This is a genomic window from Diaphorobacter sp. HDW4B (assembly GCF_011305535.1).
Taxonomy (GTDB): Bacteria; Pseudomonadota; Gammaproteobacteria; order Burkholderiales; family Burkholderiaceae_C; genus Diaphorobacter_A.
The window spans coordinates 4,803,500-4,823,635 of sequence record NZ_CP049905.1; the positions used below are offsets into that span (position 1 = coordinate 4,803,500).

Sequence of the window (20,136 nt, forward strand, 5' to 3'; positions counted from 1 at the left end):
TGTTGTCGTGGAGGACAACAGCACCTGCCATTTGCGGTCTACGTAGTGACCGATATGCCAGTCATCAGGCCGAGACCTGCGCGAGCGCGGCGCGTGCGTCCATCACGCCGTGGCTCAGATCGGACTCGGGCTTCGGCTGATCGAACAGGTCCTTGGCGGCACCGTCGATCAGGGTCTTGAGTTCCTGCACCGAATGCGCGACGCCGTAGACATAGTGGTCCGGGCGCACCAGCACGGCCACGCCGTTGTATTGCTTGAGCCAGTGGGTGAACAGCGCGCCTTGTTCTTCCACATGCAGCACCTGTGGATCGCCGTTTTGGGGCGCGGTGAATTCGTTGTCGTGAACGACCACGGTGCGGCCATTCATCTGACGCCACGCGGGTGACTGGCTCCACTCGTGCGTGGGCATGTCGGGCGTGGTCGCGATCCAGAAACCGCAAGGCATCACGTCATCCATGCGCGTCCAATCGTCGCCTTGGCGCACCCATGGCTGCACGAACAGATCGCCCGCACCGGTCAACAGCGAGCCATCGGCGTTGCGTGCGAGCGCGCCGGTTTCGAGGCCGGGAATGAACTTCTGGCGCACGGTTTCGGACTTGCCGCTGGCCAGCAGCTCGCCCAGTTCTTCATCGCGCTTGCGGGCCTTGGCCTCGTCGAGTTCGCCGATGATGAGACCGAAGGACTTGGCGTGGCCGACCACGGTGCGCACATGCTTCTTGCGCTCGTGCCCGTAGGTGTCGAGGATGCGCTGGCTGTAGCCTTGGCGCTCGACGCCGTCGATCTTCCACGCGAGGTTGACGGCATCGCGCACGGCAGCGCACAGGCCCTGACCGAGGAAGGGCGGCATCTGGTGCGCGCTGTCGCCCAGCAGGAACACGCGATCAAATCGCCAGTCGTCCACCACCACGGCGTGGAAGCGGTAGACCGCGATGCGGCACAGCTCCAGATGCGTGGTGTCCACGAACGAGGAGAGCGCCTTCATCACCAGCGCCGGGTCCTTCATGAACTCCTGCGGGTCTTCGCCGGGCAGCATTTTCATTTCCCAGCGGCGCAGATTGTCCGGGCCGACGATGTAGGTGCCGGGGCGCGATGGGCGGCAATATTGCACGCAGCGCTCGGGCAACTCGATCGGGCCGCGAATCCACATGTCCACCACGATCCACCACTCGTCGAACGCGAGGTCTTCGACGCTGGCGTTTTCACGCAGGCGGATCGGGCTGTTCGCACCTTCGCAAGAGAGCAGGTAGCGGCCGGTCAGGTTGACGGTCTGCTGATCGGACAGGCGCAACAGCTCGACCTTCACGCCGTCGCCGCGTTTTTCATGGCGAACGAGCTGGTGGCCGAGCAACTCGGTCACGTTGTCGAAACGCGCAACGCCCTTGCGCAGCGTGGCCTCCAGCTCGGGCTGCACGAACATCCATGTCGGCTCCCACGCCAACTGGTTTGGCGGCGGCGCGGGATAAAAGCGCTTGATCACCTGACCGTCCATGCCGACGAAATCGGTGCCCGGATGAGGCGAGCTGGTGGCGTTGATCTCTTCGGCCAGACCGATCTCCTGGAACACGCGCATCACTTCCTGATCGGCGGTGATGGCGCGTGGCTTGTCGAAGATGGCGTCGAACTGGTCGATGACGGCGACGCTGTAGCCGCGCTGGCCCATGAGGTTGGCGATGGTCGCGCCCGCCGGGCCGTAGCCGGAAATGATGATGTCGTAGTCAGTCGAGTGGACGCTGGACTGGCTGCTGCGTTGCTGTTCGCTCATGAATGTCTCTCTTGGTGTTTTTGGGATGCGTCCGTGGTGTGCCGTCGCCCCGGATCAGCTGCGCTGGTAGCCGGTGGCCGCGCCGAAGATCTTTTCGCGCTGCGACCAGTCATGCGTCTGCGCCCACAGGTCGAGCACCGCTGGCGCTTCGCGTTCGAATTCGGGATAGCGCGCGGGATCGCAGGTGCGGGTCGTGAGTTCGAGGCGGTGGCCCGATGGGTCGAAGAAATAGATCGACTGGATGAAGTCGTCATGGTTGGTCGGGCCGACCACGGCGAGGCCCTTGGCTTCCAGGTCCTTCTTGGCCTGCAGCAGCGCGTCGACGCTTTCCACTTCGAACGCGAAGTGCTGCACCCAGCCGGGGGTCAGCGGGTCGCGGCCCGATGGCTCGCCGTCATCCTGCGGGCACTCGAAGAACGCGATGTTGCTGCCGTCTTCCATCTCGAAGAAGATGTGCACGTGTGGGCTGTACTTGCCGGTCGATGGCACATGGTCCTCGCCCATGGCGTGGGCGAACTTGAGGCCCAGGACCTCGGTGTAGAAGCGCGTGGTTTCCACTGCGTCCTTGCAGCGAAAGGCAGCGTGGTGAAGTTTCTTGCACAGCATGTCGGTTCTCCTTCGGTTGTTTGGTGGTTTTGTAAAGCTGTCACACGAAATGTCCGTTTATCGGACACTCCTGTGAGTGCATGAATCGATTGTTTTCTAATGCGCTCGTAGACAAAAGGCATGTGTCCAATAAATGAACTCGAAAATCGCCACTGACGCAGGTTCTCTCAAGCGCGGCGTAGCGCTGCTCAAAATTCTGGCGACCGCCGGCAGTCGCGGACAGGCGCTGACCGAGGTGGCCGAGAAGGCGGGCATTCCGCATCCCACGGCGCACCGCATCCTCAAGCAGCTCATCACCGAAGGCTTGGCGATCCAGCATTTCGAGACGCACCGCTACAAGCTCGGCCCGCTGGTGTTTGAACTCGGCCTGGCCGGATCGAGCCTGCATGACATCCGTGATCTGTGCGAGCCTTCGATGCGCGACTTGGCGCAGCAGACCGAAGACACGGTGTATCTGGTGCTGCGCAGCGGCTTCGAGGCCGTGTGCATGCACCGCTGCGAAGGGCCGTTTCCGATCCGCGCGCTGGTGCTCGAAGTCGGCAGCCGCAGGCCGCTGGGCGTAGGGGCGGGCGGGCTGGCGATTCTGGCGGCCATCGATCCCGAAGAGCGCGGCGCGGTCATCGAACGCGTCGAGCCTTATCTGCCCGACTTTGGTAACATGAGCGCAGACCTGCTGCGCGATGCCTGCGACAAGACGGTGGCCGATGGCATGTCCCTCGTGCAGAACAAGGTGAGCATGGGTGTGACTGCGGTCGGCATTCCATTCCGCAATTCGGTGGGCACGCCGATTGGCGCGATCAGCGTGGCCGCGCTCACGCAGCGCATGCCCAATTCGCGCATCCAGAAGATCGCTGCGGAACTGCGCCGCGAGGCGGCCAACATCGAGGCGCGCCTGCGCAAGAGCAACTGGAGTCAGGCCAACGCGCCGCAGCGCTGAGCTTTGCAAGGTGCTTGCACAGCGGCGGCGTGGCCTCATGCCGTGGGCAGCACCTTCTGCAGCGCTTGCTCCAGCGCGGCGCGTGGGTCGGCCTGTCCATCCATCGAACGCCAGGCGATGAAGCGATCGGGGCGCACAAGAATCGCACCGCGTGGGCCGAACTCGCGCTTCTTGCTCCACTCACCGCGCAGGTCGAATCGCTCGCCCTTGCTGATGCCGATGGTGCAGGTGTTGAGCCAGACGCCGCGTTCCTGGGCAATGGCTTTCGCCGCCTCGCACCAGTCGCTGCCATCCTCACCGGCAATCAGCACAAAGCGTCCCGACGCGGTGATGTCGTTGATCGAATAGCGGCCTTCGGTGTTCTCCAGCCACGCATGCGGCAGCGAGTGGCCGGGCTTGGTGCTCGGGCGGAAATCGCAGATCGCATCGAGTGGCTGGGGTGCGGGCACATCGTCGGCCTGCAGCGCGCCGTGCTCGTAGACGTAGCCGAAGTTGGCCTGCAGATGGTTGTAGGTGGTGCGCGCAATGCCGATGCCCGCAGTTGCTTGCTGGCGAGCGGCGTCGGCGGTCTTGCCATCGGCCCACAGGCGGCGCAGCGCGGCCCAGTTTTCTTCGCTGCTTTGCTTGGGTGAAAAGCCAAACGAGGCGGCGATCTTCCACGCGTTCTGCCAGTTCTCGTAGGCCGACGAGACGATCTTCTGCGCGACAGGTTTGCGCTCCTGCTCATAGGTGTCGAGCAGCGCATCATCTGCCTCGCCGCGCACCACGGCGGCGAGTTTCCAGCACAGGTTGTAGCTGTCCTGCACGGCGCTGTTCAGACCATGCGCGCCAGCGGGCGGCATGCGGTGCGCGGCGTCGCCCAGAATGAAGGCGCGACCCACGCGGTATTGGGATGCCACGGTGGCGTTCAGCGCCCAGCGCGTGATCTGCAGCACTTCGATCTCTTCGCGTGGAATGCCCAGAATCGCGCAGGTGCGTGCCGCCACTTCCTCGTCGGTGTAAGGCTTGTGCTCGCCGGGTGCGGCAATCATGTTGAAGATCCAGTGCGGCGAATGCACGCCCCAGGTCGTCGGCCCCATCGGCACCAGCACGCCGGGCTCGCCCACATCAGGGTTCAGGATGGTGCGGTTGAGCACATCGCTGGTTTCGCCTTCGGGGAAATACTTGCTCAGATCGGCCGCAAAGTGCAGCGAGATCGTGGTCGCCACCGCATCGTGGCCTTCCATCTTCACGCCGAGTTGCGCGCCCAGTGTCTGGCCGCCATCGCAGGCCAGCAGGTACTTGGCGCGGATGGTGTAGGTTTCGCCGCTTTCACGGTCGAGAATCTGCGCTTCGATGCCTTCCGAGCCTTCCTTGAAAGATTGGAACTGGTGATAGAAGCGAATGTGATTGGCCGACGCAAGTTCTTCCGTGCGCGCATGCAGCAGCGGTTCAAGCTGCGCCTGCGCCAGATTGGTGTAGCTGTTGTCGCTGGCCGCGTGCCAGTCGTTGTCGAGCCCGCCGCGCCCGAACGCGCCCAAGCGCGCGATCTCACGGCCATGGTCTGGCGTGGGGCCGGTAAGGCCTGCATACCAGCCGACATAACGCATGTTCACGTCGGGGCAGGCGATGGCGCGGATCGCATCTTCCACGCCGACTTCGCGGAAGACTTCCATCGTCTTGATCGACAGAAGATGCGCCTTGGGCAGTGGTGATGTTTGCTTGTATTTGCTGACCACGCAATGGGCGATGCCGTATTGCGAGAGCAGCATGGATGCGGTGAGGCCGGTGGCGCCGCCGCCGACGATGAGGACGTCTGTTTCGAGATGCATGGACATGTTGTGGCTGTTGTTCAGTGAAGGGAAAGAAGGGTCAGAGATCCAGCACCAGGCGTTGGCTTTTGCAGCCCGAGACGCAGATCATCATGAGTTGGTTGGATTGCCGTTCGGCATCGGTGAGCACGCTGTCGCGATGATCCGGAATGCCTTCGAGCACTTGCGTTTCACACGCGCCGCACAGGCCTTCCTCGCAGCTTGTCATCGGCTCCACGCCGCATTCGCGGATGGCTTGCAGAAGGGATTGCTCGCGGCTTTGGATCGTTATGGTTTTCTGGCTGCGCTGCAGCACCAGCGTGTAGTGCGATTGCGCGTCATCCGCTGCAGCTACGGCCACGGCGCTGAAGCGTTCGATGTGCGTGCGCGCGCCGTAGCCCAGTCGCTCGCAGCAGGCCACAAAGTGGTCAAGCATCACCGCCGGGCCGCAGGCGTAGTAATGCGTGCCGGACTGGTTGCGCGCGGCAAGCAGGGCTTGCAGATCGGCGGGTCCGCCGTTTTCGTCGTCGTAGTGCAGGTGCAGCGGAATGCCCAGCGCCTGGAGTTCAGGCACGAATGCTGCATTGGCTGCGCTGCGAGCGAGGTAAATCACTTCGACGCAAGCGCCTGTGCTGACCAGATGCTTGGCCATGGACACCAACGGGGTGATGCCAATGCCGCCTGCGACGAGGACGGAGTGGTTGGCCGATTTCTGGAGGGGGAAGGCGTTGCGGGGTTCGCTGATCGTGATCGTCGTGCCGACGCGCAGTGATTCATGCACGCTACGCGAGCCGCCACGGCTGGACTTGTCCTTGAGGACGCCGATGACGTAGCGGTCTATTTCCGCCGGATCGTTTTTCAGCGAGTAGCTGCGGGTCAGGCCATTGGGTAGGTGCAGGTCGATGTGGGAGCCTGCCGTGAAGGCTGGAAATTTCTCTCCGTTTGTGGGTCGCAAGTCCAAGCTGATGATGTCTTGCGCCTCCCAGGAAATTGTATGAATGAAGGCATTGAGCATGTTGTTTTTGTTTTGTTCTTGGTTGCTTCACGAAGCCTTGCGGCTTCGATGGGTGAGTCGTTTTGAGGTGCCGATATAGGCCTTCATGCTTTGTTGCAAAGCCTTGCCGTACATGAGTACTGTCTGCGGCTTTGCGTCGCGCCTGAAGGCCTATCTCGGCATTGGGGTGTTTGTTCAAGCGCTTGCTTCGCTTCGGAGCTTGCTGTTGAATACCGGCCCCTCGGTTGTCATGCAGGGACGGCTTCTGCTGCTTGCTCTTGCTCTTTTTGAATCATGGTTTCGAGCATTCTTCTTGCTCGGTTCGATCCGCTGTCGGGTCCGAGGTGTACGGGTTTGAGGCTCCAGAATTCGTGGCCTTCGACCGACTTGGCGGCTGCTTCGATGACGGGGAGGTCTTCGATCTCGAATGCAAAATCGAGCATGCGGCGCAGGCGTTCGTCTTCTGCGTCGGAGTCGAGATTGATGCTGCGCGCGACGCCCCAGAAGTAGTGGCATTCGTTGTCGTTGATGGGCGTGACCATGTGGGCCAACAGTTGTTCCATGCCTTGTTCGCGCGTGCCGCCGACAGGCGTTTCGCCGATCTGCAGCATGACGTTGCCGGGGGCGTTCCAGCGCGTGTCGATCCACATGTCGACGCGCTCCCATGGAATGGTTTCGTAGATCGGGATGGGTTGCTGCGGCACGTCGGTGAAGGCCCAGTTGTTCCACAGTTCCTGGTCCTGCTGCTTCATGGACTGCTTGCCTTGCTGGATCAGGCCATTGCCGCCGAAGGTCTTGCGGTGCGTCCACTCGATGTGGCTTACGTCCATGAGGTTGTCGACCACGTATTCGTAGTTGGCCTTCACGTGGATGCGTCCGCACACGGTGCGATTGGTGTCGCTTTCGACGAGGAAGGAATAGTCGGGGATGAGCGCTTCATCGGCGAGCGACTGGTCGCCCATCCAGACCCAGACCACGGAATGCTTGGCGACGGCTTTGAATGAGGGAATCTTGCAGCCGGTGGGAATGCGTTCGGAGAACGGGTTCTTCACGCAGTCGCCCCTGGCGTTGAACTCCAGACCGTGATACGGGCAGACCATGTTGCCGCCCACCACGTCGCCCAGGCTGAGCGGCGCGAAGCGGTGAGGGCAGCGGTCCTGCACGGCACCCAGTTGGTCGCCGTCGCCGGTCTTGAAAACGACGATGGCGGTTTCGGCCACGACGCGGCTGAACTTGCCTTCTTTTGCCAGTTCGTTTTCCCAACCAATCATGTACCAGGTGTTTTTCAGTAAACGCTTCATCGCAGTCTCCTTTATGTGGGCTATGTATCAAAAATGGAATGGAAACGGTTTTTCGCCAAATCCATTTGCGAATCAGTTGTGGGCTTGATTCGACAGGGTTGGCAGGTTATCGGGATTGAATTTTTCGTGTAATTCGGTGTTTACCCTTGGGTTTTGAAAATAGCTTCTCCCAGTGCAATTGGCTGATGGGATGCGCTCATGGAGCGCAGTTTTTTTATGGATGGGGTGGGGTGAGTCCGCTGCCGAAGAGACCTGGGCTCAGGGTTTGTACGGAAGGTAAAGCTGTCCGATTGTTGGAATCGGCAGTCAGCGCAGGCCGCTGCTTTGGAAGAATTCCCACCAGTGACGCGCTGCAAAGCGCATGGCAGCAGGTCGTGAATCGGACATCCGGAATTCGGGTGTTTTTTCGAGATCCGCTCTGGATAAGGGTTAACGCGCGTTTTCTATAAAAAAACTGATGGATGTTATAAAAAATATGCGTTTTTTGATTAGGTTGCAGGATTTTTAAAAAATAGACTGCAAGCCCTTTTCAACCGGAGATAAAAATGGGTGTAGTGAATATCCAGCATTTTGCTTTGCAAGTGCCAGAACTGAGTATCGCCAAGGCGTTCTATGACGACTTTGGTTTGAGGACGGATTATGAAAACGGCAAATTGATTTGCCGTTGCGAGGGCCGCGATCAGATTCAGGTCGTGCTCTCCGAGGGCAAGCGCAAGCGCCTGCACTATGTGAGCTTCGGCACGACGGCCGAGCACCTCGACGGCATCAAGCAGCGCCTCGCGGCCCGTGGCATGGCTTTCACGAACAAGGTGGAAGGCAGCGACATCGAAGGCGTGTGGTTCAAGGATTTCGACGGCATGCTGACCAACGTGCAGGTGGCCGAAGAAGCACCCTGGGACGAGACACCGCGCGTGACTTTCAACGCCGCTGAAATGCGCCGCGTGCGCACCGGTCGCACCGAGTTGATGGACGAAAAGCCGATCAAGCCGCGCCGCTTGGGCCACGTGGTGCTGTTCACCACCGATCCGGGCAAGAAGGTCGAGTTCTACAACGACGTGTTCCAACTGCGTTTGAGCGACACCGTGGCCTCGTTCCTGAGCTTTCTGCACAGCGCGGGCGGCAGCGATCACCACATCGTCGCGTTCGGCAAGTCCACTTCCTACGGTCTGCACCACGCAGGCTTTGATGTGGCGACGACCGACGAAGTGGGCGCGGCGGGCCGCCAGATGGTCAACAAGGGCTATATCGCGGGCTGGGGTCCGGGCCGCCATTTTGTGGGCTCGAACACTTTCGCCTATGTGCGCGACCCATGGAACAGCATGCACGAGTATTTCTCGGACATGGACTTCATCCACGACGGCGAAAACTGGGAACCGCAGGACTGGGTGCATCTGGGCACACGCAGCATCTGGGGCGATTCGGAACCCGAAGACTTCGCCAAGAACTTCGAAACACCGGAGCTGGGCGGCAAACCATGACGAGCAACACAACGACACTGGTCCATAACGTGCTGCAAAGCGCGCTGGTCAAGGAGATCACCAACCCATCGAATGGTACGGTGATAGGCGAGTTGCACTGCGCCGAAGCACGCGATGTGGACGCCATCATCGCCCGTGCCGACAAGGCTTTCGCAAGCTGGCGCAAGGTGCCCGCACGCGAACGCGCACGCCTGCTGATGCAACTGGCCGCGCTGTTCGAGCGCGACAAGGAACATCTGGCTTATCTCGAAGCCATCGACAACGGCAAGCCCGTCGGTTTTGCGCTGATGGCCGACATGGCCAACCTGATCGACACCGCGCGTTATGTGGCCGGTCTGGCCGACAAGCTCGAAGGCCGCAACGTCAACGTGCCCGGCATGCAGGGCCAGCGCGCCGTGGCATCGACGAGCTGGCAACCGCTGGGCGTGATCGCCGCGATTGCCGCGAGCAACGCGCCCAACATGTATGTGGGCTGGAAGGCGCTGCCCGCGATTGCTGCTGGCAACACCGTGGTCTACAAGCCTGCGGAAGAGGCGTCGCTCTCGACGCTGTACATCGCCAAGCTGTTTGCCGAAGCGGGTTTCCCGGAAGGCGTTTTCAACGTCGTTCCCGGCGAAGGCCGTGTGATTGGTGATCTGCTCACGCTCGATCCGCGCGTGAAGAAGGTCTCGTTCACGGGTGGCGAACAGGTGGGCGCGCATATCGCGGGTCTGGCCGCGCGCCACGCCAAGCCGGTGACGATGGAACTCGGCGGCAAGGCCGCGCAGATCATCACCGAGAACGCCGACTTTGAACGCGCCATCAAGATTGCCGCGCTGGGCTTCATGGCCAATCAGGGGCAGATCTGCGCTGCGGGCACGCGCATTCTGGTGCCGCGCCAGCATGTGGAGCGCGTCGTCGAAGGCATTCGTGCCGAAGTCGCCGCGCAGAACATTGGCGAGGCGACGCTTGCGCAGACCAGCTACGGGCCGCTCGGCAGCGCCAAGGCCATGCAGCGCGTGTCTGCCTATGTGCAGCAGGCGCGCAAGGAAGGCGATCAGGCGCTGATCGGCGGCAGTCGCATCGAGCGCGATGGCTACTTCTTTGAGCCCACGCTGTTCCTGTGCACGCCCGAATCCACGCTGGTGCAGGAAGAGGTGTTCGGCCCCGTGGCCGCCGTGCTCGCCTACGACAACATCGACGAAGCCGTGCAGCTTGCCAACAGCAGCCAATACGGTTTGAGCTCCGGCGTGTTCACGCAGAACCTCGACGAGGCGCTGCGCATTTCCGACGCGCTGGACGTGGGCAATGTCTGGGTCAACGGCTTTGGCCTGATCGATCCGTGCCTGCCTTGGGGCGGCATCAAGGCCAGCGGCTACGGGCGCGAGAACGGCATCGATGCGCTCAAGCCCATGTGCTACGAGAAGGCGCTGACCATCCAGTTCAACTGAGCAGAACACAAGAACAACAAGAGCATAAGCATAAGGATTCACATGCAATACGAAATCACCTTCCCCTCCGATGGTCTGAAGCTCACCGGCGTCATCCACAAGCCCGATGGCATGACAGGCAAGCGTCCCGCCGTGATCGTCACGCACGGCTTTGGTGGCACCAAGGGCGGCACGCACGAAAAGGAAGCCGCGCTCTACGAAGCCTGGGGCTACGTGGTGCTGCGCTTTGACTACCGCGGCTGCGGCGACAGCGAAGGCAAGCGCGGCAACATCATCTGCACCGACCAGGTGGCCGACACGCGCAATGCTGTGTCGTATATGGCGGCGCAGGAATTCGTCGATGCCGACCGCATCATGCTGAGCGGCCAGAGTTTTGGCGCGGCGATCAATGTCTACACCGGCTCGGTGGATTCGCGTGTCAAGGCCGTTGTGTCGATTGGCGGCTGGGGCGATGGCCTCGAAAAGTCCAAGGATCAGCATCCATCGCCAGAGCAATGGGGGGCGTTCACCGACAAGATCGCCGAAGGCCGCGCTCATCGCGAGAAGACCGGCGAGAGCTACATGGTCAAGCGCTGGGACATCGTACCGATTCCCGAACACATGCGCGGCCATCTGCCTTCCGGCGCGGTCATGGATTTCACATCCGAGACCATGGAGAGCATCTGCACGTTCCGCCCCAATGAAGTCGTTTCACTCATGGCGCCGCGCCCGATGCTGCTGGTGCACTCGGCCAACGACAGCGTGACTCCCACACGCCAGGCCATTGAGCTGTTCCAGAAGGCGGGCAAGGGCTGCGAGCTGCATTTGCTCAGCGAGATCGATCACTTCCCGTTCACCAATGGCGACAGCATGTTCATCGAGATCCTGAACTACTGGCTCAAGCGCAACTTCCCGGTGAACGCTGAGTAAGCAGTTCTTAAGTCCGAGGTCCGTTGCCATGGGCGCTTTTTGAAAAACCACATCACATCCAACTCACAGGAGATAACCCATGAAAAAGAAAATCGCCATCATCGGCGCGGGCCTCGGCGGCCTGACTGCGGCGCTGCAACTGCACGAGCGTGGCTTCGAGCCCATCGTGTTCGAGGCGGCCAAGGAAATTCGCCCACTGGGCGTGGGCATCGTGTCGCAAACCTATGCGACCAAGGAAATCACCGAACTGGGTCTGCTCGACGAGTTGAACGCCAATTCGGTGGACGCGACCGAGTCGCTGTACTACAACCAGTACGGTCAGGAAATCTACGGCGAGCGCTGCGGCACGCACATGGGCTACGAGCACGCCATGCGCTACATCCACCGCGGCACCGCGCAGATGATTCTGTACAAGGCCGTGATCGAGCGCCTGGGCAAGGATGCCGTGGTTTCCGGCATGCGCTGCACGGGTTTCAAGCAGGATGCCGATTCGGCGACTGCGCTGTTCATCGACAGCGAAGGCAAGCCGTTTGAATACACCTGCGACGCGATCATTGCGGGCGATGGCATCAAGTCTGCCGTGCGCCGCCAGCTTTATCCGGAATCGCGCGAGCCGCATTACTCGGGCATCACGCTGTGGCGTGGCGTCACGAAGATGAAGCCGTTCAAGGGCGGCGGCACCATTCTGCACATCGGCGCGCCCAGCCAGGGCAGCCTGATCGTCTACCCGATTGCCGACAACATCGACGCCGAGGGCAATACCTTGGTCAACTGGGTGGTCGAGCAGAATGGCCGTCCAGCCGGTATTGAAGACTGGAATGCCAAGGCCGATGTGAAGGAAATCCAGCACATGTTCGACGAGTGCCAGCTGGACTTCATCGACGCGGGCAAGCTGCTGCGCGATGCGTCGGAAGTCTATGTGTTCCCGCTGATCGACCATGATCCGCTGGCCAAGTGGAGCTTTGGCCGCGTCACGCTGATCGGCGATGCCGCACACGCCATGTACCCGCGCGGCGGCAATGGCGCCTGCCAGGCCTTTGTGGACGCGCGCGTGGTCGCAGAATGCCTGTCGATTCACGATTCGGTGGAAGAGGCGTTCGTACAATACGAGACGCAACGTCTGCCGATCGCCAACAAGATCGTGATGGCCAACCGTGGCGACGGCCCCGAAGTGGTGCGCCGCATCGTGGAAGAACGCACGGGCGGCAAGCGCTTTGACGACATCGAGAAGGTGCTGCCGTTCGACGAAGCCGATTCGATCTTCAAGCAATACCACCGACTGGCAGGCATGAAGCGCCCCAACGACAACGCACCAAGCGGATTCCGGTCCGTCTTTGCCGAGTGAACCGATAGACCACAAGCCAAGGAGACACAACGGGCAGGGCTCTTGAAGAGCGCGGTCCGTTGTCCATATGAACGTAGATCCCAAGCACATCATCCAACTGCACATGATCGTGGAGCTAGGCTCCTACAGTCAGGCGGCGGAGAAGCTCAACATCACCCAGCCGGGCCTGACCCGCAACATCCGGGTGCTGGAGGAGCGGCTTGGCGTGAAGCTGCTGCGCCGGGGAAAGACCGGCGCGCGGCCCACGGATGAGGGCAAGGTGATCGCCGCATATGGAAAAAAACTCTTCGAGATCAACCAGCGCGTGTCGGGCTATTTCGATGGCCTGCGCGTGGGGGACTTCGGCAAGATCCGGCTCGGTCTGGCCTACACGCTGTCCAACGCCTATCTGGCCAATCCGATCCACGAGTACCTGGAAGAAAAGACCCATTCGGTCATCCAGGTGAGTTCGGGATCGACGCTGGAACTGGTGGAGCAGCTGCAGGCCGAGAAGGTCGATGTGGTGCTTGGCGGCGTGCAGATCAACAAGGCGAGCGACGACTATGTGTTCGAGCCGCTGACCAAGAACTACCTCATGGTCATCGGTCGCAAGGGGCATCCGCTGGTCAGCAAGGTGCAGGTGGAGAACAAGGATCTGGAGGCGTTCCGCTGGATCATCTCCGCCGAGTTCGATCCGATCCGCAAGGACGTGGATTCGTTCCTGAGCGCTCTGGGCATCAAGAAGAACATGATTTCGTTGGAGACTTCTTCGACGAGTCTGATCATCGAGACGCTGCTGATCTCGGACTACCTGGTCGCGCTGCCGTCGGTGATTGCGCAGAAGCTGATCGATGTGGGTTTGATGTCGGAGGTGAAGATCACCGAAGTGCACAACCTGCGGCCCATCGGCGTCGCGTACCGGCGCAACAGTATCGATGAGTCGTTCGTGCAGTCGTTCGTCACGCACATCAAGCGCTGGTTTGCCAACCACCATGGTCCGATGGAGAACTCCTGAGTTCTGAGTCTTCACATTCGATTCACTGCATTCGCGAGTATTGAATGCGGTAATTCGTGATTATCCGTGATGGATATTCATGCCGACAATTCATTGCAGGGTTTTCACTGCATTGAATGACTTACGTTGGATATTGATTATCTAAATTTTATGGATCTCATTATTTTATTGATGGATCGCCTGAAATATCCGGTGATGGTCAATCGTGCTCCGAATTTCTGATTTTCAATAATCTGCAGTTCATGTTCATTTATTGGAATTGCGCCATGAAGCGGCGCTGAATGTCGCGATCATTCGTGTTCACAGCCGCAGGGGTGCTGTCAAGTCAATCAGAGACATTCATTGACTTCGTAAATACGATTAATGCCAGTCAATCCAAAAGTGGACGGCTGGAGCCAGTTTCAAACAGAAGGAGACAAGCAAATGAAAAGAACATGGATCAGCTTTGCCGTCATGGCACTGGTTGCTGCAAGTGGTACGGCCAATGCGTCTGTGCATCAACCTCAAGGTTTGAATCTGGGTGGCACCAGTTTCATGGACGGTTTTGGTTCCAACGATCCGGGTTGGGCCTATATCCAACTGTTTCGCGTCAATCGCATCAACAAGACCACGGATTCCAATGGCGATTCCAATCCGCTGCTGAAAGACCCACGCATCGGCAGCGAACTCTCGCTGCACCAGATTCTGTACAACACAGATGTCACCATCGGTGGTGGTCGCCTCGGTTTCACGGCCATTCTTCCTCTGGTGCGCCTGGGTGCCAAGACGGCCGCGGACAGCCCGGTGCAATTGCATTCGAGCAGCGGCATCGGTACGGGTGACCTGACGTTGGGTGCCTATCTGCAGATGCGACCGGTGATTCAGGATGGTCGTCCGGTATTTTCTCAGCGATTTGAGGTGGATATTCTGGCGCCCACGGGTCAATATGATGCCAAGTATTCTGCCAATCGCGGCACGAACTACTGGTCGGTCAATCCAAGCTGGGCCATGACCTGGTTACCGACCAAAGAGCTGGAATTGAGCACGCGCCTGCATTATCTGTACAACTCGAAGAATACCAAGCCGGATGGCGTGGCTCCGTTTATCACGAGCTACCAATCCGGTCAGGCGGTGTGGGCCAATTTCGCAGCGAGCTATGCGATCAATGAGCAGTGGAGGGCGGGGGTGAGCGGCTACTACTTCAAGCAGCTCAGCAATGACAAGGCCAATGGTGCAACGGTGGCAGATTCAAAGACCGTCGGGTTCGCCATGGGGCCTGGGCTGTTCTGGAAAATGGACCAGCACAATATTTTCATGGCCAATTTCTACGTGCCGGTCGTCAATAAAAACAACCTGTCCGGCAAAACCCTGAACATCCGTTGGGTCCATCCCTTCTGATGATTATCTGAACGTTCCAAAGGAGACAATATGGCGACCAGTATCAAAACTGTCGTATTTCGAGTCGCAGTGATTTACCTGCTGGGGGTGCTGGCCGCCATGACGGTCGGCACGGCCGTGCCCGAGGTGTCATTCATCGCTCGAGAATTCCACCCCGAAGACAAGTCGATTCTTGGCCTCGTGGTGTCCATGCCATCGCTGGTCGTGGCCATCGGCGCGCTGCTGGCGGGCTTCTTCGTCGACAAGCTCGGCGACAAGAAAATGCTGTTCCTCGGCACCGTGCTGATGGTGGCGGGCGATGCCACGGTGATCGCTTCGTCGAACATCGACATGCTGCTGGCAGGGCGCTTCATCTCGGGTCTGGGTTATGTGCTGGTGGCCGTCTCGGCGATCACGATGCTGGTGCGTCTCACGCCCATCGAGCATCGCACCATGGCGCTGGCCGTGTGGTCCACGTTCGTGCCGCTGAGTTTCATCATCCCGTTCCTCACATCGGGTTGGCTGCGCGGTCTGAGCGATTGGCGCGGCGCGTTCTACGCACATGCTGCAGCCAGCGTTCTGCTGCTGGTGATTTGCCTGGCCACCTTGCCATCGCGTGACAAGGAAGGCGAGCAGGTCTCCCGCACCCGCGGCGTGCGTGATGTGCTGAAGTCGCCATGGCCTTATCTGCTGGGTCTGGGCATTGGCGGCGACGCGTTCCTGCACGTGGGCATCATGTCCGTGCTCGGCCCTTATCTGGCGCACAAGTACGGTACCGATCCTGCGGTCATCAACGTGTGGAACATCGGCGCGATGGTGCTCAACATGCTGGGTTGTCTGCTGTTCGGCAAGTTGCTGAACAAGGGTGTTTCGCCGCTCAAGGTCAACATCGTCTCGATCATCCTCACGGGTGCTCCGGCGCTGGCGATCTTCGCGTTCCCCATCGGTGTCGATGCGTCCATCGCGTGCTCGTGGATCTTCATGTTCTTCAGTGGCCTGCTGACCGGCATGATCATCTTCACGCCTTCGGTGGCACCGACCCGCGAAAGCATGGGCGCGACGAGCGGCCTGGTCACGCAGCTCACCTTGCTGGGCGTGCTGCTGAGCGCTCCGGTGTTTTTTGGCGCGATGGCAGCACCTTCGCCCACGCCCATCCTGATCGCCATCTCGGTCGGTCTGCTGGTGTGCCTGTTCCGCATTCCGATCCTCTCGCGAATCGAGCACAAGCACAGCGGCACCGACGCGCCAGCCAAGCCCGTTGGAACGCCTTCTCGCGCTGCGACCTGAAGCGCTCGACGCTGCTGTCGCAACCATGACGCAAGCACGGCACCGCCAGGCGGGGTGCTTGTGTCATCACACAGATTCATTCACCAACAACAACACCAAGACCTATGACCGAGCTGCAAAGCAACAACCTTGAGTACTCTTTCGGCGCGCAGAAGCTGATCGGCTTTCTGGCCAAGCCCAAAGCGCAGGCCGTGCGCGCCGGAGTGGTGCTGATCCATGACGCGTTCGGCGTCAGCGACTTCATTCGCGAGCAGGCCGAGCGTCTGGCCGCGCAGGGTTATGCGGTGCTGGCAGCAGACATCTGGGGCGATGGTCGTCAGTTGCGCGATGAATCTGAAATCGGTCCGACGATTGGCCGCTTCGCCAGCGACCGTGCGGAGTGGATGGGGCGCATTCGCGCGGCCATCGACACGCTGGCCGACAGCGCCGATCTGGATGTCTCGCGCATTGCGCTCGCGGGTTACTGCTTTGGTGGTGCATCGGCTCTGGAGTATCTGCGCACGCAGCGCCATGTGGCGGGTGTGGTGAGTCTGCACGGCGGCCTGGATCTGGTGGGACAGGACTGGAGTGCGGCTCGCACATCTTCCAAGGCGCTGGTGCTCACGGGTGCCGAAGACCCGATGGCCAGCGAATCGTCGCTCGCGTTCCTGCAGCGCGGCCTCACGCAGTCGGGCGTGGACTGGGAAGTGAATCTCTACGGCCACGTCAAGCATGGCTTCACACGCCCCGATGCGGACCGCGCCAACAAGCCCCAGGTCATCGCCTACAGCGAGTCGGCGGCGCGCCGCTCGTGGCTGGCGATGAGCCGCTTTCTGCAGGAAGTGCTGGCCTGAAGGCCGCCCGATTCAAAAGCAAATCACAGTACAGGAAAGCCAAGTCATGAACGCATTGGATGCAGGTATCGTTCCGGTCGAAACAGCGCTGGAGTTCGATGCCTTGAGAAACGGCTGGTCGGCGTTGACCACCGAAACCAAATTCGTCACCCGCATGGGTCGTCCCGTGGTCGGCGCGCCTGGCGGCCCCATCTACATTCTGCTGCGCGGTGAAGAGACTGCCGGTCAGGTCGGCATCTACGACCAGACCGCCGTCGCGGGCTCGTCCGTGCCGCTGCACCATCAGACCACAGAAGACGAGACCTTCTACGTGCTCGAAGGCCGCTGGCGCTTTCAGGCCGGCTCGGTCGTGCAGGAAGCGGGCCCCGGCATGCTGGTGCACGCGCCCGCGCACACCAGCCACGCCTTCGGCGCGCTCGAAGGCCCGAACGACATCGCGCGCATGCTGAGCTGGAACGCACCTGCCGGGCACGAGCGTTTCTACATCGGCATGCACGACTCGGCAGAGAAGGGCGAGCGCCCGGACATCGTCGCCGCGCCGCGCTATCGCACCATCTTCTCGCCCAACGAAGCGCCTACGCCAGTACCCGTGGGCACGGAAGGCGGCGCGTTGGCACCTGCCATAGCCATGTTCACGAACTTCGAGCAATCGCCACAAGCCAGCCTCGGCGGCGTGACGGTCGCCACCTTGCTGAACACCGAGCAGACCACCGATCGCCAACTGATCCGCGAGGTGCATTGCGCCGCGGGCGAGTCGTTCACCGAGTTGGCCGACTACGGCGTGGGCCCACGCTACTTTTACCTGACCGCGGGCGAATGGGACATCACCGTGGGCGATGAAGTGCACCGCTGTGCAGCACACACCACCGTGATGGTCGATCGCGCTGCCCCATTGAAGGCGCAAGTGGTGGGCAATGAGCAAGGCGTGCTGTTGGAACTGAATTTCGGCAAGCCCGCAAACGTTTAATTTCGAGAGTCAATCATGGATTTGGGAATCAAAGGACGCCGCGCGTTCATCTCCGCTTCTTCGCAAGGTCTGGGTCTGGCATGCGCCGAAGCGCTCGCGCGTGAAGGCGTGCATGTCACGCTCAACGGCCGCAATGCCGAAAAGCTCGAAAAGGCCGCCAAGCTGCTGCGCGAAACCCTAGCCGGTGCGCAAGTGGATTTCATCGCCGCCGATCTGACCACGCCGGAGGGCCGTGCGCTGATCATTCAAACGCTGCCCGACGTGGACATTTTGGTCAACAACAACGCAGGTCCACCACCTGGCAAGCTTGATGACTGGACCGAAGAAGCGCTGCTCGGCGCGATGAACGCCAACATGATCCCCGGCGTGCAGCTCATGCGTGCCTACGTGCCCGGCATGCGTGCGCGCAAGTTCGGTCGCATCATCAACATCACTTCCGCGATGGTGAAGACGCCGCACTACATCATGGGTCTGTCGACCTCCGCACGCACGGCGCTGACCGCCATCAGCAAGGCCATCAGCGCCGAAGTGGTGGTGGACAACGTCACCGTCAACAACCTGCTGCCCGAGCGCATCGACACGCCGCGCCAGGAATTCATGGCCCAACGCATGATGGCGCAGGACGGCATCACGCACGAAGAAGCGCGCCGCCGCATCGCGTCGAGCATCAACGCCAAGCGCATGGGCAAGCCCGAAGAATTCGGTGCTGCCTGCGCATTCCTGTGCAGCTCGCTGGCCAGCTATATCTCGGGCCAGAACCTGCAGCTCGATGGCGGTTCGTACGAAGGGCTGGTGTGATGGCTGCCGTGGTGAATCCGTCATTGGATATGGAAATTCGTTCCGCATGTCTGGACTTGGAGCGCCGACGTCAGGCCGCGTTGGTGGCGGTGGACCTCAAGGCGCTGGACGCCATGTTCGCCGACGATCTGGTGCACATCCACAGCGTGGGTCTGGTGCACGACAAGGCGGAATTGCTCGCGCACATCGACGCCAAGCGCGGCTTTGCGGCCATCGAGCGTGGTCACTTGACGGTTCGTGTGCTGAGTGAAGACGCAGCGGTGATGACCGGCACCATCAACAACCACATGCGCGCGCCCGACGGCAGCATGAGCGAGATGCGCGGCATGGTCACGCAGATCATTCGGCGCGAGCCTACGGGCTGGAAATTCATGCATTTCCAGCTCACGCTGATCAAATAGAAATCAACAGGAACAAAAAAGATGAAATTGGTTCGCTTCACCCAGGCAGGCACTACCCGCATCGGCAAGCTCGTCGATGGTCAGGTGATTGACCTCTCCGCAGTCACCGGCCACAGCGACTCCATGCGCGCCGTGCTCACGCAATGGAACGACCTGCGCGCAAAGCTCGAAGCCGTCACCGCGCCTGCTTTCGCGCTCGACCAACTGCGCCTCGAAGCGCCGATCAACGACCCGCAGAAGTACCTGGCCATCGGCCTGAACTACAAGGAGCACGCCGAAGAAGCCAAGGCCGCAGGCATTCCGATTCCCACCAGCCAGCTGTGGTTCAACAAGCAGGTGTCGTGCATCAGCGGCCCGTTCGATCCCATCGAGTTTCCTGCTGACGTGAAGGTGCTCGACTACGAAATCGAACTCGGCGTGGTCATCGGCAAGCGCTGCCGCCGCGTGAAGGCTGAAGATGCGCGCTCGGTCGTCGCCGGTTATCTGGTGACCAACGACGTGTCCGCCCGCGACTGGCAATCCCGCTCGCCCACGTTCACGCTCGGCAAGTCCTTCGACACCCACGGCCCCATTGGCCCATGGCTGACGACCGACGACGAAATCGCCGACCCGATGAACCTGAACATGAAGCTCACGGTGAACGGCGAAGTGCGCCAGAACTTCCCGACCGACGACATGATCTACAACATCTGGCAGCAGATCGAGTACCTCTCCACCGTCATGACATTGGAACCCGGCGACGTGATCGCCACCGGCACACCATCGGGCGTGGGTGTGGCGATCAACAAGACGCTGCAAGTGGGCGACGTGGTGCGCGCCGAGATCGAGCAGCTTGGTGCCATCGAGAACACGGTGGTGGCTGGCTGACAGGCTTCTCTTCGGCAGTCTCGAAGGTGATGCAGGCCTTCAGGCCGTCAGCGGATGACGGCGTGAAGGCCCGCTGCTGTT

At 60.7% G+C, this 20,136-nt stretch carries 18 protein-coding genes; 13 read left to right on the top strand and 5 right to left on the bottom strand.

Annotated features, from left to right (window positions below; genetic code table 11):
• Nucleotides 1-64: 64 nt before the first annotated feature.
• Nucleotides 65-1,762, bottom strand: coding sequence for a bifunctional 3-(3-hydroxy-phenyl)propionate/3-hydroxycinnamic acid hydroxylase (locus tag G7048_RS21985; protein WP_166070180.1), 1,698 nt, complete (start codon nucleotides 1,760-1,762; stop codon nucleotides 65-67).
• Between the two features lie 54 nt (nucleotides 1,763-1,816).
• Nucleotides 1,817-2,368, bottom strand: a complete 552-nt coding sequence (locus G7048_RS21990) for a VOC family protein (protein ID WP_166070181.1) — start codon at nucleotides 2,366-2,368, stop codon at nucleotides 1,817-1,819.
• A gap of 133 nt (nucleotides 2,369-2,501) precedes the next feature.
• Between G7048_RS21990 and G7048_RS21995 the strand changes: the two genes are divergently transcribed.
• Nucleotides 2,502-3,305 carry an IclR family transcriptional regulator gene (locus G7048_RS21995; RefSeq protein WP_166070182.1) on the top strand — a complete coding sequence of 268 codons (804 nt, stop codon included), beginning with the start codon at nucleotides 2,502-2,504 and terminating at the stop codon, nucleotides 3,303-3,305.
• A 35-nt stretch (nucleotides 3,306-3,340) separates the two neighbouring features.
• Here G7048_RS21995 and G7048_RS22000 read toward each other — a convergent pair whose 3' ends face one another.
• The 3 genes from G7048_RS22000 to G7048_RS22010 all read right to left on the bottom strand — a co-directional run bounded on the left by G7048_RS22000 (nucleotide 3,341) and on the right by G7048_RS22010 (nucleotide 7,390).
• Complete coding sequence (locus tag G7048_RS22000) at nucleotides 3,341-5,122, bottom strand: FAD-dependent monooxygenase (protein ID WP_166070183.1); 1,782 nt, start codon at nucleotides 5,120-5,122, stop codon at nucleotides 3,341-3,343.
• 34 nt (nucleotides 5,123-5,156) lie between these two features.
• Entirely contained in the window at nucleotides 5,157-6,110 is a 954-nt protein-coding gene (locus tag G7048_RS22005; RefSeq protein ID WP_166070184.1) for a PDR/VanB family oxidoreductase, read from the bottom strand.
• Nucleotides 6,111-6,337: 227 nt separating this feature from the next.
• On the bottom strand, nucleotides 6,338-7,390 hold the full coding sequence (locus G7048_RS22010; protein ID WP_166070185.1) for an aromatic ring-hydroxylating dioxygenase subunit alpha: 1,053 nt from the start codon (nucleotides 7,388-7,390) through the stop codon (nucleotides 6,338-6,340).
• 545 nt (nucleotides 7,391-7,935) lie between these two features.
• Here G7048_RS22010 and G7048_RS22015 point away from each other — a divergent pair.
• The 12 genes from G7048_RS22015 (at nucleotide 7,936) to G7048_RS22070 (ending at nucleotide 20,055) form a co-directional block, all read left to right on the top strand.
• On the top strand, nucleotides 7,936-8,868 hold the full coding sequence (locus G7048_RS22015; protein ID WP_166070187.1) for a VOC family protein: 933 nt from the start codon (nucleotides 7,936-7,938) through the stop codon (nucleotides 8,866-8,868).
• Entirely contained in the window at nucleotides 8,865-10,298 is a 1,434-nt protein-coding gene (locus G7048_RS22020; protein WP_166070188.1) for an aldehyde dehydrogenase family protein, read from the top strand. Before G7048_RS22015 ends, G7048_RS22020 begins: the two co-directional genes overlap by 4 nt.
• Before the next feature lie 42 nt (nucleotides 10,299-10,340).
• Complete coding sequence (locus G7048_RS22025; protein WP_166070189.1) at nucleotides 10,341-11,207, top strand: alpha/beta hydrolase; 867 nt, start codon at nucleotides 10,341-10,343, stop codon at nucleotides 11,205-11,207.
• Nucleotides 11,208-11,286: 79 nt separating this feature from the next.
• Complete coding sequence (locus tag G7048_RS22030) at nucleotides 11,287-12,552, top strand: FAD-dependent monooxygenase (RefSeq protein WP_166070190.1); 1,266 nt, start codon at nucleotides 11,287-11,289, stop codon at nucleotides 12,550-12,552.
• 67 nt (nucleotides 12,553-12,619) lie between these two features.
• Nucleotides 12,620-13,546: a LysR family transcriptional regulator gene (locus tag G7048_RS22035; RefSeq protein ID WP_166070192.1), complete on the top strand. Its 927-nt coding sequence runs from the start codon at nucleotides 12,620-12,622 to the stop codon at nucleotides 13,544-13,546.
• 363 nt (nucleotides 13,547-13,909) lie between these two features.
• Nucleotides 13,910-14,923 carry a transporter gene (locus tag G7048_RS22040; RefSeq protein ID WP_166070193.1) on the top strand — a complete coding sequence of 338 codons (1,014 nt, stop codon included), beginning with the start codon at nucleotides 13,910-13,912 and terminating at the stop codon, nucleotides 14,921-14,923.
• 30 nt (nucleotides 14,924-14,953) lie between these two features.
• The gene (locus G7048_RS22045; protein ID WP_166070194.1) at nucleotides 14,954-16,189 is read left to right on the top strand and encodes an MFS transporter; all 1,236 of its coding nucleotides are present in this window, start codon (nucleotides 14,954-14,956) and stop codon (nucleotides 16,187-16,189) included.
• 104 nt (nucleotides 16,190-16,293) lie between these two features.
• Nucleotides 16,294-17,022, top strand: coding sequence for a dienelactone hydrolase family protein (locus G7048_RS22050; protein ID WP_166070195.1), 729 nt, complete (start codon nucleotides 16,294-16,296; stop codon nucleotides 17,020-17,022).
• A 46-nt stretch (nucleotides 17,023-17,068) separates the two neighbouring features.
• Nucleotides 17,069-17,989, top strand: coding sequence for a cupin domain-containing protein (locus tag G7048_RS22055; protein WP_166070196.1), 921 nt, complete (start codon nucleotides 17,069-17,071; stop codon nucleotides 17,987-17,989).
• A gap of 15 nt (nucleotides 17,990-18,004) precedes the next feature.
• A complete protein-coding gene (locus tag G7048_RS22060) occupies nucleotides 18,005-18,787 on the top strand; it encodes an SDR family oxidoreductase (protein WP_166070197.1) in 783 nt (260 codons plus the stop codon).
• Nucleotides 18,788-18,816: 29 nt separating this feature from the next.
• Entirely contained in the window at nucleotides 18,817-19,188 is a 372-nt protein-coding gene (locus G7048_RS22065) for a nuclear transport factor 2 family protein (RefSeq protein ID WP_166070198.1), read from the top strand.
• A gap of 21 nt (nucleotides 19,189-19,209) precedes the next feature.
• Nucleotides 19,210-20,055, top strand: coding sequence for a fumarylacetoacetate hydrolase family protein (locus G7048_RS22070; protein ID WP_166070199.1), 846 nt, complete (start codon nucleotides 19,210-19,212; stop codon nucleotides 20,053-20,055).
• The last annotated feature ends 81 nt before the right edge of the window (nucleotides 20,056-20,136 follow it).